13 protein-coding genes are annotated in these 13,177 nt (G+C 70.2%); 1 reads left to right on the top strand and 12 read right to left on the bottom strand.

The genetic code is table 11. The annotated features are described in order from the left end of the window. Window positions 1–103: 103 nt before the first annotated feature. Window positions 104–733 (bottom strand): HD domain-containing protein, encoded by a 630-nt coding sequence (locus ABD970_RS06955; protein ID WP_345294787.1) that lies wholly within the window; start codon window positions 731–733, stop codon window positions 104–106. A 130-nt stretch (window positions 734–863) separates the two neighbouring features. Further along, window positions 864–1,145 (bottom strand): hypothetical protein, encoded by a 282-nt coding sequence (locus ABD970_RS06950; protein ID WP_345294786.1) that lies wholly within the window; start codon window positions 1,143–1,145, stop codon window positions 864–866. A 274-nt stretch (window positions 1,146–1,419) separates the two neighbouring features. On the opposite strand from ABD970_RS06950, the gene ABD970_RS06945 reads away from it, so the two are divergent. Next, entirely contained in the window at window positions 1,420–1,887 is a 468-nt protein-coding gene (locus tag ABD970_RS06945) for a hypothetical protein (RefSeq protein ID WP_345294785.1), read from the top strand. A gap of 552 nt (window positions 1,888–2,439) precedes the next feature. On the opposite strand, the gene ABD970_RS06940 is transcribed toward ABD970_RS06945, so the two are convergent. From ABD970_RS06940 to rlmD, 10 genes are all read right to left on the bottom strand, one after another. Next, window positions 2,440–3,732 (bottom strand): adenylosuccinate synthase, encoded by a 1,293-nt coding sequence (locus ABD970_RS06940; protein ID WP_345294784.1) that lies wholly within the window; start codon window positions 3,730–3,732, stop codon window positions 2,440–2,442. A 198-nt stretch (window positions 3,733–3,930) separates the two neighbouring features. Next, window positions 3,931–4,116, bottom strand: a complete 186-nt coding sequence (locus ABD970_RS06935) for a DUF2065 domain-containing protein (protein WP_345294783.1) — start codon at window positions 4,114–4,116, stop codon at window positions 3,931–3,933. Window positions 4,117–4,165: 49 nt separating this feature from the next. Further along, window positions 4,166–5,029, bottom strand: a complete 864-nt coding sequence (hflC, locus tag ABD970_RS06930; protein ID WP_345294782.1) for a protease modulator HflC — start codon at window positions 5,027–5,029, stop codon at window positions 4,166–4,168. Next, window positions 5,026–6,153, bottom strand: a complete 1,128-nt coding sequence (gene hflK / locus ABD970_RS06925; RefSeq protein WP_345294781.1) for an FtsH protease activity modulator HflK — start codon at window positions 6,151–6,153, stop codon at window positions 5,026–5,028. The genes hflC and hflK overlap by 4 nt, the downstream gene beginning before the upstream one ends. A gap of 255 nt (window positions 6,154–6,408) precedes the next feature. Continuing rightward, the gene (gene hflX / locus ABD970_RS06920) at window positions 6,409–7,725 is read right to left on the bottom strand and encodes a ribosome rescue GTPase HflX (protein WP_345294780.1); all 1,317 of its coding nucleotides are present in this window, start codon (window positions 7,723–7,725) and stop codon (window positions 6,409–6,411) included. A gap of 118 nt (window positions 7,726–7,843) precedes the next feature. Beyond that, window positions 7,844–8,146 (bottom strand): RNA chaperone Hfq, encoded by a 303-nt coding sequence (gene hfq, locus ABD970_RS06915; protein WP_345294779.1) that lies wholly within the window; start codon window positions 8,144–8,146, stop codon window positions 7,844–7,846. Window positions 8,147–8,359: 213 nt separating this feature from the next. Then, window positions 8,360–9,325 (bottom strand): tRNA (adenosine(37)-N6)-dimethylallyltransferase MiaA, encoded by a 966-nt coding sequence (miaA, locus tag ABD970_RS06910; protein ID WP_345294778.1) that lies wholly within the window; start codon window positions 9,323–9,325, stop codon window positions 8,360–8,362. Between the two features lie 804 nt (window positions 9,326–10,129). Next, on the bottom strand, window positions 10,130–10,687 hold the full coding sequence (locus ABD970_RS06905) for a hypoxanthine-guanine phosphoribosyltransferase (RefSeq protein ID WP_345294777.1): 558 nt from the start codon (window positions 10,685–10,687) through the stop codon (window positions 10,130–10,132). Next, window positions 10,684–11,691 carry a beta-N-acetylhexosaminidase gene (nagZ, locus tag ABD970_RS06900; protein ID WP_345294776.1) on the bottom strand — a complete coding sequence of 336 codons (1,008 nt, stop codon included), beginning with the start codon at window positions 11,689–11,691 and terminating at the stop codon, window positions 10,684–10,686. The genes ABD970_RS06905 and nagZ overlap by 4 nt, the downstream gene beginning before the upstream one ends. A gap of 126 nt (window positions 11,692–11,817) precedes the next feature. Beyond that, entirely contained in the window at window positions 11,818–13,149 is a 1,332-nt protein-coding gene (gene rlmD / locus ABD970_RS06895) for a 23S rRNA (uracil(1939)-C(5))-methyltransferase RlmD (RefSeq protein ID WP_345294775.1), read from the bottom strand. Window positions 13,150–13,177: the final 28 nt, after the last annotated feature.

Raw genomic sequence — 13,177 nt, 5'->3', positions numbered from 1 at the left:
CGCCGTCCGGAAAGAATACGTCATGCCTCCCCTTGCAGGCGCATCCGGCGAGGTATGCGCTTGTGGGATTACATCACTGACCGGACGCTGCAACACGGCGCTGCTAAGTCGCCGCCAGCGGTTGACGGGTGGCAGCGCCCGCGAGCTCATGCATCCGATTCACCATTGCATCCAGTACCGGGGCCACCTTCACGCCGCGCGCGAGGAAGATGCGAACCAGCGACTCGTAGTAACCAAGGGTACCGTCGCGACCAGCCTTGAATCGGTCGAACACCGCCTGCCCCACGTTTGGGTCCTCGAGGTCCTGCACGATGGCCCGCGCGTTGTGCAGCTTGTCGGAGGCCGAGACCAGCAGCGTGTCGTTGGAGGCTTGGGCCAAGTGCGTTAGGTAGGCCTGCTTGCGCGCCGTCCAGTCGCGCCGCTTGGCCTCGGCATCGGCGTGGCTCGCCTTGCCCTCGGCGGTGCCGTCGGTGCAATCCATGACGATGTCGGCGACGGCGTCACCAAACTGGGCGCGGATGAGGGCTTCATGGGCCGCGCCGCAATCCTCGACGGCGTCGTGCAGCAGGCCGGCGATAGCCTGGTCCTCATTGCCGCCGAACTCCAGCACCAGGCTGGCGACGCCGAGCAGGTGGTAGAGGTACGGGATCTGGCTGCCCTTGCGCACCTGGGCGGCGTGGGCGATGCGGGCGTAGTCCACGGCCCGGGTGACGCGGTCGGTCAGTACGGTCATCGGTGTTCCCCCTGGTTGGTCATCATAGTCGGCACCCGGCGCGCCGGCCCACCGGGCGGGATGGGCTGGCGCGTGGGGGCATGGTCTTGTTTGATGTGGCGCCGGGGCGGTGCGCGACGGGTCCGCGCAGTCACGCCATGGGCGCGGGTCGCTCGTCGGGCAGGCCCGCCACGCCCGCGTCCCACCAAGGGCGCCGGGCCAGGGCCAGCAGTTCGGCGATGACGTTGGGCAACAGGGAATGCGGGCCGCCGGCTTCGATCTGCAGGCTGCAGAGCTGCTGGAACACCGCGATCTGCGCGGGCGTCATCGACCAGGCGACCGGCGAGTCCAGGCACAACGCGATCGCGGTCCGGGTGCACTGGCCGTCGCAGGTCTCGTCGACTGGGTGGAACCGGCGTTGCTCGGTGGGCATGGGAGCCTCCAAGCACACCCTACCCCCGCAGCGTCTCAGGGATGGAGACCGGCACTGGACGCGGAATGCGGGTGTCACCGGGCAGGAAATTACCCGCCGGCCACGCGCCGCCTTCGAATCGGATTTTTCCTACATCGCGACGCGCGGATTCCCGAGCCTGTTCACCTACCTGACCCGGCAAAGTACCCCCGCTCCGACCCGAGGGTCGGGCACGGCGCGGACCCCGCTGGCAGCCTGCCTGCGCTTCCCCGCCGATCCATGCATGGAGCATGACGTGAGCAAGAACATGGTGTCGATGACCCTGAGCGATGCGCAGTTGACGGCGATCGATGCGGCGCTGACGGCGCTGGAAACGCAGTTGGCGGGGCTGGTGGCATTGAATGGCGTGGAGCGCCGGCGGATGGCGCGGATGGGGCAGAAGTCCGAGGCGTTCTGCCGGCAGACGCTGGGGGTGCTGGCGCAGAACCCGCAGATCGTGCCGGCCAGCCTGAAGCTGGCCGAGGGGCAGGCCGACCTGCTGGCGATCGACCGGCTGCGCCCGCGCCTGCTGCGGCTGCAGCGGCTGACCGAGCGGGCGGTGGATTCGGAGGCGGCGCTGGGCAGCGACGTGATGAGCCTGGCGCTGGAGGGCTACGGCCTGCTCAAGGTGTCGGGCAAGAACCAGGGCCTGGAGGCGCTGCGCAAGGAGCTGGGCTCGCGCTTCGCCAAGGGGCCGCGGCTGGTGGCGCGGGTCGCGGCGTGATGGGTGCCGGCGCGGGGTGGGCTGGCGGCTGAGCCGGGGCCACCCATGCCGGCGGCGAAGCGGTGAATGCCGCTTTTTTCGCCAATCGTTAAGCAGAAAGCCGCAGCGATGCGGCTTTTTGTTTGTCCGGAGTCCGGGGCGGGGGCATGCATGGGGTCGTGGGGGACTCGCGTGGGGTGCGCGGGGGCATGCGTGGGGGTTTCCGGGAGTCGGTTGTCGCCCTGGAGGTGTCGCGTGCGGGTTGCGGGGACTTTCGTGTCGCTGGCGGAGGGTCGCGTGTCACGGTGGAGGGGTTGCGTGTTGCTGGGGAGGTGTTGCGAGTCGTGGGAAGGGGGATGCGTGGCGCTTGGAGGGTGTCGAGAGGGGGCTGGCGCGGGATGCGGGGCAGCGCGCCATCTTCCGGGTGTGCGGGCTGCCCTCACCCCTGCCCCCGCTCCGCGCCCCGGCCTGCGCCAGCGGCGCAGGCGTTCGGGCGCATGCGCGCCAGTGGCGCGCAAGCCATGCGCCCTCACCCCGCGAGCGGGAGAGGGGTTCAAGCGACAGACTCAGGCTTCAGGCCCAGGGATCCCGCAGGACGATGTTGGCGTCGCGGTCGGGGCCGGTGCTGACGATGGCCAGGGGGCAGCCGGCGAGTTCTTCGAGGGCGCGGAGGTAGGCGCGGGCGGCGGCGGGGAGTTTGTCCCACTCGGTGATGCCGTGCGTGTTCTCGTCCCAGCCGGGGAACTCCAGGTACACGGGGGTGCATTCGTCCCAGCCGGCGGCGTCCAGCGGCGCGTATTCGGTGCGCTTGCCGCGGTACTCGTAGGCGATGCAGATCTTCAGCGTGTCCATGCCGTCGAGCACGTCGAGCTTGGTGATGCACAGGCCGGAGATGCCGTTGATGGCGACGGCGCGCTTGAGCGCGACGATGTCCATCCAGCCGCAACGGCGGGGGCGGCCGGTGGTGGCGCCGTATTCCTGGCCCTTGTCGCGCAGGGCCTGGCCGATGTCGTCGTGCAGCTCGGTGGGGAACGGGCCGCCGCCGACGCGGGTGGCGTAGGCCTTGGCGATGCCGAGCACGTAGTCGATCGCGTCCGCGCCCACGCCGGCGCCGGCCAGGGCGCCGCCGATGGTGGTGTTGCTGGAGGTGACGTAGGGATAGGTGCCGTGGTCGATGTCGAGCAGGGAGCCCTGCGCGCCTTCGAACAGCACGCGTTTGCCCTGCTTGCGCAGCTCATGGAGGATGCCGGCGACGTCGGACTTCATCGGGTCGATGTATTCGCCGAAGGCCAACGCCTCGTCGAGGGTCTGCTGGTAGTCGACTGCCTCGCCGCCGAGGAACTTGGTCAGCACGAAGTTGTGGTACTCCATCACCCCGCGCAGCTTCTCGGCCAGCTCGTTGGGGTAGCACAGGTCGGCCACGCGCACGCCGCGGCGGGCGACCTTGTCCTCGTAGGCCGGGCCGATGCCGCGCCCGGTGGTGCCGATGGCCTTGCCGCCGGCGGCCTTCTCGCGCGCCTGGTCCAGGGCGACGTGGTACGGCATGATCACCGGCGTCGCCGGGCTGATCTTGAGCCGCGAACGCACCTCGACGCCGGTGGCCTCGAGCTCGCCGATTTCCTTCTGCAGGGCGCCGGGGTGCAGGACCACGCCGTTGCCGATCAGGCACAGCGCGCCTTCGCGCAGGATGCCGGACGGGATCAGGTGCAGCACGGTCTTCTTGCCGTTGATGACCAGGGTATGGCCGGCGTTGTGGCCGCCCTGGAAGCGGACGACGCCGCCGATGTCGGTCGTCAGCAGGTCGACGATCTTGCCCTTGCCCTCGTCGCCCCATTGCGCGCCAAGCACCACCACTGACTGACCCATCACCGACTCCCGCGTTGTTGTTGGGGGCCGCCCCGCACCCGCTGCCGGGCCCGTGGGCGTCCGTGGCGCGCGCCCGGGGCGCAGTCACGGAAAAAGCCGGTGGTCCCCCCGCGTGCGGGTGGGCCCATCCGGCTTTTGTGCATTATCCGGGTTTCGGGGGGTCGCGGCCAGTGGCCGCGACCGGATCGCAGGCGGGCTTCAGCTGCGCACGAAATACAGCGAGACCAGGCCCAGGCCGAGGACGATGGCGCCGATCACGCGGACCTGGCGGTCGGGCATCTCCAGCATTTGCGCCACGGCGCGCTTCCACGCGCCGGGCACCGCGAACAGGAACAGGCCCTCGAGCACGGCGACCAGGCACAGGGCGGCCCAGAGGTCGTTCACGCCCCTGCCCCCGCCATCACGCCCATCCCGCGGGACCCCCCGGCCCTGCTCAACGGTCGCTGCGCAGGTATTGCAGGAAGGGGTCGTTGCGCTCCAGCACCACCACCGCGTCGCCGTCGGCGAAGGTCTTGCGGTAGGCCTCGAGGCTGCGCTGGAAGGCGTAGAACGCGGGGTCGCGCTGGGCGGCGTCGCCGTAGATGCGCGCGGCCTCGGCGTCGCCTTCGCCGCGCAGCTTCTGCGCGTCGCGCTCGGCCTCGGCGATCAGCACCGTCTGCTCGCGGTCGGCCTCGGCGCGGATGATCCGCGCCTGCTCCTCGCCCTCGGCGCGCAGCCGGCTGGCCACCTGGTGGCGCTCGGCGCGCATGCGGTCGTAGACCTGGCTGATGACCTCGCTGTCGGTGGGCAGCTCGATCTGCTTGAAGCGGATGTCGACGATCTGCACGCCCAGGGTCGAGGCGCCTTCGTTGATGCCGGCCAGCTGCCCTTCGATCATCTCGTTGCGGTTGCCCGAGACCAGCTTGGTCAGCGTGCGCGAGTTGATCTCGTTGCGCAGGGAATCCTTGATGATCGGCGCCAGGCGGTCGGTGGCCAGGGACTCGTCGCCGCCGGTGGCGCGGTAGAACGCGGTGACGTCCTCGATGTAGCCGATGGCGACGAAGTCGACGCTGACGTCCTTGCGCTCGGAGGTCAGGTAGCGCTCCGGCGAGAAGGCGTTGGCGGTGAAGCGCTTGTCGAACACGCGCGCGCTCTCGATCAGCGGGATCTTGAAGTGCAGTCCGGGGCCGATGTTGGTGCGGGCGATGCGGCCGAGGTTGAGCACCAGGCCGGTCTGGCCCTCGCGCACGACGTAGACCGAGCCGAGCAGGATGACCAGCACCACGGCGACCAGGGGGGCGAGCAGGTTGAGTCTCATCGGCGGGCTCCGTCACGGGTCGGGCGCGGGGTGTTGCGGGCGGGGGCCGGGTCCTCGGTGGCCTGCACCGCGCCCATCACCTCGGGGGTCAACATCGGCGAGGGCATCGCGCCGCCCTGCCCGCCCTGCATGGGCACGTAGATCAGCTGTCGGCCGTCGCCACCGACGACCTTGCGGTTCTCGGCCAGCACGTCTTCGACGGTCTCCAGCCACAGGCGCTTGCGGGTGACGTCGGGCGCGTTGCGGTAGGCGTCGAGCAGCAGGTTGAAGCGGGTGGCGTCACCGGTGGCGCGGGCGACCGACGCGGCCTTGTAGCCGTCGGCGGTGGTGCGCGCGCGGGCGGCGGCGCCGCGGGCCTCGGGCACGATCTTGGCCGCGTAGGCACGGGCCTCGTTGACCAGCCGCTCGTTGGTCTGCTGGGCGCTGTTGACGTCGTCGAAGGCCGGCTTGACCTCCTCCGGCGGGCGCGCGTCCTGCAGGTTGAGCTCGGTGACCACCAGGCCGGTGCGATAGGCCTCCAGCGAGGCCTGCAGCGCGGTCTTGGCGGCGACCGACAACGGGCCGCGGGCGTTGAGCGCGGTGTCCAGGGTCGAGCGGCCGATCTGCTCGCGCACGGTGGACAGGGCGGTCTGCTGCAGCACCTCGTCGGCGTCGCGGGTGCCGAACAGGAACTGCTCGGGGTCGCCGACGCGGTACTGCACGTTGAACGAGACGATGACGATGTTCTCGTCGCGGGTCAGCACCGGCACGGTGTTGCTGAAGGTGCGCACGCTGGTGGCGTCGACCTTGATCACCCGCTCCAGCGGCCAGGGCAGCTTGAAGTGCGGGCCCGGCTGCATGGTGCGCGCGTACTGGCCGAAGCGCAGGACCACGCCGCGCTGCTGCTCGCCGATCAGCACGAAGACGTTGAACACCAGCCAGACCACCAGCAGGACCGCGATCCAGCGCAGCGGGCCGCCGCCGCCACCGCCGAAGAGGTTGCGCAGGGTGTCGGCGATGCCATCGAAGGCGCCACCGCCGCCGCCACGCCGCCCGCCGTCACGACGCGGGGGCGGCCAGGGGTTCTTCGGGGGCTGGCCGGAGCCGTTGCCGTTGGATTTCTTGCCGGGGATGTTCCAGGCCATGCCTGCTCCAGTGGGGGCGGTGGATCTGACGCGAGGGTCGCGGGCCCCGGGGGGCACGGCGGACGCACAGTTTACAAGGTGGGGGCCCGGGCGCAGGAAGCAACGCTCCGGTTGCGGTGGCGGGTCGATGTTGGCTTTGCGGGTGCGTGACGGAAAGCGCCCTCACCCCAACCCCTCTCCCGCACGCGGGAGAGGGGCTCGTGTCGCGCACGATGGAGAGAGGCTCCTGTCCCGCACGTGGGAGAGGGGCTCGGGTCAGTCGATGTCCACGGGTTCCGGCAGCAACGCGCGGATCGGGGCGCCGTCGTCCTGGGCGGCCAGGCGGGCGGCGTCGGCGAGGGCGAGGTCGATGTCCATCCGCCAGCCGTCCTCGTCTTGCGACTCCTCGCGCACCGCGTCGAGCTGGTGCAAGCGCGCGCGCAGGCGGCCGGCCGATGTCGGCAGGCGCAGTTCGGCCTGCACGCGGCGCAGGCCCAGCCGGGTGGCCAGGACATTGCGCAGCAGGTCCAGGCCGGTGCCGTCGCGGGCGGAGATCCAGACGCGTTCGCGGGCAATGGCGTCGGGGTCGTCGCCGCCGGGCTGCTCGTGGCGCGGCTGGGCGCCTTCGACGCGGTCGAGCTTGTTGTAGACCAGCAGCTGGGGGATCTCGTCGGCGCCGATGTCGGCCAGCACGGCGTCGACCTGCTCGATGCGTTCGGCGCGCTGCGGGTCGGCGGCGTCGATCACGTGCAGCAGCAGGTCGGCTTCGCGCGCCTCGCTGAGCGTGGAGCGGAAGGCGGCGACGAGTTCGTGCGGCAGGTCGCGCACGAAGCCGACCGTATCGGCCAGCACGATCGGCCCGCTCGCCAGTTCAAGCCGGCGCACGGTGGGATCGAGGGTGGCGAACAGGCGGTCGTCGGCATAGGCCTCGGCGCCGGTGAGCGTGTTGAACAGGGTCGACTTGCCGGCGTTGGTATAGCCGACCAGGGCGACGCGCGGCACCGCGCTGCGCACGCGGGCGCGGCGCTGCTGGGCGTGTTGCACCTCGACCTTGTCCAGGCGCTTGGTCAGGGCCTCGACGCGCTTCTGCAGCAGGCGTCGGTCGGTCTCGAGCTGGGTCTCGCCGGGGCCGCGCAGGCCGATGGCGCCACCACGCTGGCGCTCCAGGTGGGTCCAGCCGCGGACCAGGCGCGTGGCCATGTGCCGCAGCTGGGCGAGCTCGACCTGCAACTTGCCTTCGTGGCTGCGCGCGCGCTGCGAGAAGATGTCCAGGATCAGGCCGGTGCGGTCGACCACGCGACGCTCCAGCACCTTCTCCAGGTTGCGTTCCTGGCTGGGCGAGAGCGGATGGTTGACCAGGATCAGGTCGGCGTCCGTGGCGTCCGCCGCAGCGCGGACCTCCTCCAGCTTGCCCTTGCCGATCAGGGTGGCGGCATTGGGCTTGTCGATGCGCGCGGTGAGCACCGTGGCGATGGCCGCGCCGGCCGAGCGCGCCAGGTCGGAGAATTCCTCCAGCGCGCCCTCGTCCACCGGGCCACCGGCGTGCGGCTGGATCAACAGGGCGTTCTCGCCCTTGCGGGAACGTTCAAACACCGGCGCGGGCGCCTGGCGCGGGGAGCGGGGATCGGGTCATGGCCCCTGAAATGGCGGCGAATCCCGGCAATGCAAGCCCCGCGGCGCGGGTCTCGCCCGGGGGGTTCGCTACCGGCCCCTAGTCCTGGTCGTCGTCGTCGGCGTCGCCGCCGTCGGCATCGTTGCCGGCGCTGGCGCCCTCGGTCGGCTGGACGTAGCCGCCGCCGGGCCCCACGCGCACGTTGCGGGCGGGCACCACAGTGGAGATCGCGTGCTTGTAGACCATCTGGCTGACGGTGTTGCGCAGCAGGATGACGAACTGGTCGAAGGACTCGACCGTGCCCTGCAACTTGATGCCGTTGACCAGGTAGATCGAGACCGGCACGCGCTCGCGCCGCAGCGCGTTCAGGAAAGGATCCTGCAAGGACTGTCCCTTGGACATGGTGTTTCCCCAACTTGTTTGTTGTTGTGGTGGAGGACGGGCCCGGGCGATGCGCTGCGATCCAATTGCCCCGCGGGCGCATTGCCCTTGGTGGCGGACCTCGCACGGACCCCGTCGCGTCGCGCGCCCTTCCCCGGCGGCGACGCCCCGATCTTACACAACTGCGGCAGCCCGGGAGCGTGCGGGCCGTGGCGCTTTGCGCATCGCGTCCGCTCAGCCGGCAGGATTGCCGAGGAACAGCGCCAGGGCGCGGTCCAGCCGCGCGTCGTCGGTCGAGGGATCGAACCAGCGCGCGTCGAGCTGCCCGCGCAGCCAGGTCAGCTGGCGCTTGGCGAGCTGGCGCGTGGCGAAGATGGCGCGATCGCGGAATTCTTCTGGCGACACGGCGCCGTCCAGGTGCTCCCACGCCTGGCGGTAACCGACGGCGCGGATCGCAGGCAGTTCCGTCGGCGACGGATGTGCCTTGAGCTGCGGGAGCGCGCGCAGGCGGCGGACCTCGTCGAGGAAGCCGCCGGCGAGCATGGCGTCGAAGCGGCGTTCGATCCGCGCGTGCAGCACCGCGCGGTCGAGCGGCGCGACGACATGCTTGAGGACGCGACAGGGGAAGGCGTCCGCCGGCACGGCGTGCCGCTGCCAGTGGCTGATCGGACGACCGCTCAGGCGGTAGACCTCCAGCGCGCGCTGGATGCGCTGCGGGTCGGTGGCGTGGATGCGCGCCGCGGCGACGGGGTCCACGCGCGCGAGCTCGGCATGCAATGCCGGCCACCCGCGCGCCCCGGCCTCGGCGGTGATCGCCGCGCGGATTTCGGGATCGGCGTCGGGCATCGGTGCCAGCCCCTGCAGCAGCGCGCGGAAGTACAGCCCGGTACCGCCGGCGAGGATGGGCAAGCGGCCGCGCGCGAGGATGCCGTCGACCGCGGCGCGGGCCTCGCTGGCGAACTCCGCCGCCGAACAGGCCTGCCACGGGTCGCGGACATCGATCATGTGGTGCGGCACGCCCCCGCGTTCGTCGGCATCGGGCTTGGCCGAACCGATGTCGAGGCCCCGGTAAACCAGCGCCGAATCGACGCTGACGATCTCCCCGTCGAACCGCCTGGCCCACGCCACGGCCAGCGCGGTCTTGCCCGACGCGGTGGGACCCATCAGGGCGATGGCGGGGGGGCGGGTGTCGGCTGGCATGGGGAGCCACGCTATCGCTTGGGTGGGGTGGGCGCAAAGGGGTGATTGCTTGCGGTGGTTGCTTGCGACCAACTGCGTGCGCTGTCGCGATGCCTCTGACTAGCAAAGCGTTTCGCCTTCGGCGAGTTCATTTCTTTTGCTGGCCCAAAAGAAACGAACCAAAGAAAAGGGCCTTCCCCGACGAAGCAAACTAATGGTTTCGTTGTTGCGGGGATTTTTCGACAGGGCATCCATGCCCTGATCGAAAAACAGCGCGCATCCATGCGCGCTGCCCTCCGGGTCTCCAAATCTCGTCACAGTTCTTCATCTGTGAAGACCAAGACCAAAACCAAAACCAAGTCCCAGTCCCAGTCCCAGCCCCAGTCCAAAGCCAAGGCAACGGCAAAGAGCACGAACTAGGTCAACAACAGTTCAAGATCGGGACCGTGGCACTCGCTTTTCGCTCTGGGGTGATGGCGAACCGGACTTCTGTCTCCAGACCCAACGGGCGGCGGCCATGGATGGCCGCCGTTTTCCGACCGAGCCAGGATGGCGAGTCGGAAAATCCCCGCGACGATTCAGCTGGCAGGTTTGCTCCGTCGGGGAAACGCCTTTCTTTGGTTACTTTCTTTGGCAAGACAAAGAAAGTAACTCGCCGAAGGCGAAACGCTCTTCAAAAGCGAATCTGATTAAGCCCCAGCAAGGACCTGACTCAACTCAAATGACTGGCCCCGCGGACCTCTGCCTGCGCGAGCCGCAACCTCAACGAATCCCGCGCACCCTGCTAGTCAATCGCGGCCCGAAACCTGAAGAGCGCGTCAGCCCCTACTCCCCCAGCGCATAGATCCCGGGCAAATTCCGCCCCTGCTCGTTGTAATCCATCCCATAGCCGAAGACGTAACGATCCGGCACCTCGACGCCGACGTAATCGGCCTCGACGCCCTCGACGCAGCGGTCGTGCACCTTCTCGGCCAGCACCGCCACGCGGATCTCGCGCGCGCCCTGGTCCTCGCACCAGTTCATGACGGCCTTGAGCGTATGGCCTTCGTCGAGGATGTCGTCGACCAGCAGCACCAGGCGGCCTTCCATCGGCGTGGCCGGGCGATGCAGCCAGGCCAGGCCGGACCCGGAGGTCTGGCCGCGGTAGCGGGTGGCGTGCAGGTAGTCGAATTCCAGGTCCAGCCCGCGCTCGCCCAGCGCGAACGCCAGTTGCGTCGCGAACGGCATGCCGCCGTGCATGATGGTGACGAACAGCGGCGTGTCGCCGTCGTCGTAGTCTTCGCGGATCTCGTCGGCCATTTCCTCGATCGCGTCCTCGAGGGTGTCGCGGTCGTGGATCAACTCGGCGGTGGCCAGGGCTTCGGACAGGCTGGGCTGGCTCATGCCGGCGTCTCCGGTGCGGGCACCACCGCGGATCTTGCGGCGGCATACCTCGAGTCCTGCTGCAGGCCATCCCAGTCGGGCACCTGCGGCGCGATGAACCTCGACAGCACGTCGGTGTCCAGTGATCGTCCGGCGACCGCCGCGAGCGAGTCCTCGACCAGGTCGGGATGGCAGACCAGCACGACGTCGCAACCGGCGTCGAGGTGGGCGTCGATGCGCTGCTTCACGCCGCCGGCGGAAAACGCCGCGGCCATGCCGATGTCGTCGGAGAACACCACCCCGCCGAAGCCCATCTCCTGGCGCAGCACCTGCTCGATCCAGTAGCGCGAGTAGCCGGCCGGTTCCGGCGCGACCTGCGGGTAGACCACGTGCGCCAGCATCACGGCGTCGGCACCGGCCGCGATGCCCGCGGCGAACGGCACCAGGTCCTCGGCGTGCAACGCCGACATCGGGCGATCGTCGACCGCGTCGTCGAAGTGCGTGTCCTCCAGCACCGAGCCGTGGCCGGGGAAGTGCTTGAGCGTGGCCGCCATGCCGGCGTCGTGCATGCCCGCCACGTAGGCGCGGGTGAACGCGGCCACAACCTGCGGGTCCGGGGAAAACGCGCGGTTGCCGATGGCGAGGTTGCCGCGACCCAGGTCCACGACCGGCGCGAAGCTGAGGTCGACGCCGCTGGCGCGCACTTCGCTGGCCATCAGCCAGGCGTGCTCGCGGGCGCGTGCGAGCGCGCCCTCGGGATCGTTGGCGTAGTCCAGGCCGAAGGTCTCCAGCGGCGGCAACGCGCTATAGCCCTCCTGGAATCGCTGCACGCGGCCGCCTTCCTGGTCGACGCAGACCAGCTGCGGGTGTGCCGCGGCCTCGCGGATGGCGGCGCAGAGTTCGGCGACCTGCGCGCGCGACGCGAAGTTGCGCTTGAACAGGATCACCCCCGCGCAGGCCTCGTGCCGGAGCCAGTCGCGCTCCTGCGCATTGAGTTCGGTGTCGGCGACGCCGATCACGAGCATGTCCGCTCCTCCCGCGGCTTCGATTCGCCGCGCCGGACCCGTGGGGTGGCGGCGCGACGGCAGGCAGGCATTGTAAGGGCGCAGCCGGGGCGGCGCTTCACGCCGCAAGGCGGCCTGCAGCGGCCGTCAGCGGCGCACGAACAGCGCGATCGACTCGACGTGCGCCGTCTGCGGGAACATGTCCATGACGCCGGCGCTGTCCAACGTCCAGCCGGCCTCGTTGACCAGGTAGCCGGCGTCGCGCGCCAGCGAGGCCGGGTGGCAGCTGACGTAGACGATCCGCGTGAGGTCCTGCATCGGCAACTGGCGCAGCACGCCGTCGGCACCGGAGCGCGGCGGGTCGAGCAGCAGCTTGTCGAAGCCGGCGCGCATCCACGGCAGCCCGGACAGGTCCTGCGCGAGATCGGCGGCGTGGAACTCGACGTTGCCCAGGCCATTGCGCGCGGCGTTCTCCCGCGCGCGCGCCACCAGCCCGGCATCGCCCTCCACGCCCACGGCGGTGCGCGCGACGCGCGCCAGCGGGAGCGTGAAGTTGCCGAGGCCGCAGAACAGGTCGAGCACGCGCTCGTCGCCCTGCAGCTCCAGCAGGTCGAGCGTGCGCGCGATCATCGCGGCGTTGAGTCCGGCGTTGACCTGGATGAAGTCCAGCGGTCGGAACGCGAGGTCGAGGTCCCAAGGCTCGAGGCGAAACGAAAGCCCGGGCGCTTCGGGCCACAGCGGGTGCACCGAATCCACGCCCCCTGGCTGCAGGAACACCGCCATGCGCTGCGCCTGCGCGAAGGCCACCAGCGCCAGGCGGTCGGCTTCCGACAACGGCTGCAGGTGGCGGAACACCAGGGCCACGCCGTCGAAGTCCTCGCCCGGCTCGCCGGCGATGAACTCGATCTGGGGGATGTCGCGGCGCCCGTCCATCCCGTCGACCAGCGCGGCCAGGGCCTCGATGCGGCTGCCGACCTGCGGGATGACGGTGTGGCATTCGGACAGCTCGGCCACGAAGCGCGGGTCGCGCTCGCGGAAGCCGACGAGCGTCTTGTCCTTCTTCTCCACCCGCCGCACGGAGAACCGCCCCTTGCGGCGGTATCCCCAGGCCTGGTCGGTCAACGCCGGCAACAGCTGGCGCGGGGTGACGTGGCCGATGCGTTCGAAGTTCTCGGCCAGCACGCGCTGCTTGGCGAGGATCTGCTGCGGCGGATCGAGGTGTTGCAGCGCGCAGCCTCCGCAGGTGCCGAAATGCGGGCAGCGCGGCTCGACGCGATGGGGCGAGGCCTGGAGCACCTCGACGGTGACCGCCTCGTCGAAGTTGCGCGAGCGGCGCGTCTGCTTCGCCATGACGCGCTCTCCCGGCAGCGCGCCGGCGACGAACACGGTCTTGCCCCCCTCGCGGCGGGCGACGCCGCGGCCGTCATGGGACAGGTCGATGATCTCGGCGGGGAACGGGGTCTGGTCGATGCGCGCCAAGGGGCGTGGCCGGCGGGAAACGGCCGGC

This window comes from Luteimonas vadosa, assembly GCF_039543545.1.
GTDB lineage: Bacteria > Pseudomonadota > Gammaproteobacteria > Xanthomonadales > Xanthomonadaceae > Luteimonas > Luteimonas vadosa.
Note: the sequence above shows the minus strand (reverse complement) of the source record. Positions and strands in the feature narration are given on the sequence as shown.

Bases quoted from the DNA above. Each gene is read 5' to 3' on its own strand.
- miaA (WP_345294778.1), bottom strand. From the start codon at position 9,325: ATGCCAGCCGACACCCGCCCCCCCGCCATCGCCCTGATGGGTCCCACC.
- ABD970_RS06940 (WP_345294784.1), bottom strand. From the start codon at position 3,732: ATGGGTCAGTCAGTGGTGGTGCTTGGCGCGCAATGGGGCGACGAGGGC.
- hfq (WP_345294779.1), bottom strand. From the start codon at position 8,146: ATGTCCAAGGGACAGTCCTTGCAGGATCCTTTCCTGAACGCGCTGCGG.
- ABD970_RS06950 (WP_345294786.1), bottom strand. From the start codon at position 1,145: ATGCCCACCGAGCAACGCCGGTTCCACCCAGTCGACGAGACCTGCGAC.
- hflC (WP_345294782.1), bottom strand. From the start codon at position 5,029: ATGAGACTCAACCTGCTCGCCCCCCTGGTCGCCGTGGTGCTGGTCATC.
- hflK (WP_345294781.1), bottom strand. From the start codon at position 6,153: ATGGCCTGGAACATCCCCGGCAAGAAATCCAACGGCAACGGCTCCGGC.
- ABD970_RS06955 (WP_345294787.1), bottom strand. From the start codon at position 733: ATGACCGTACTGACCGACCGCGTCACCCGGGCCGTGGACTACGCCCGC.
- ABD970_RS06905 (WP_345294777.1), bottom strand. From the start codon at position 10,687: ATGAGCCAGCCCAGCCTGTCCGAAGCCCTGGCCACCGCCGAGTTGATC.
- nagZ (WP_345294776.1), bottom strand. From the start codon at position 11,691: ATGCTCGTGATCGGCGTCGCCGACACCGAACTCAATGCGCAGGAGCGC.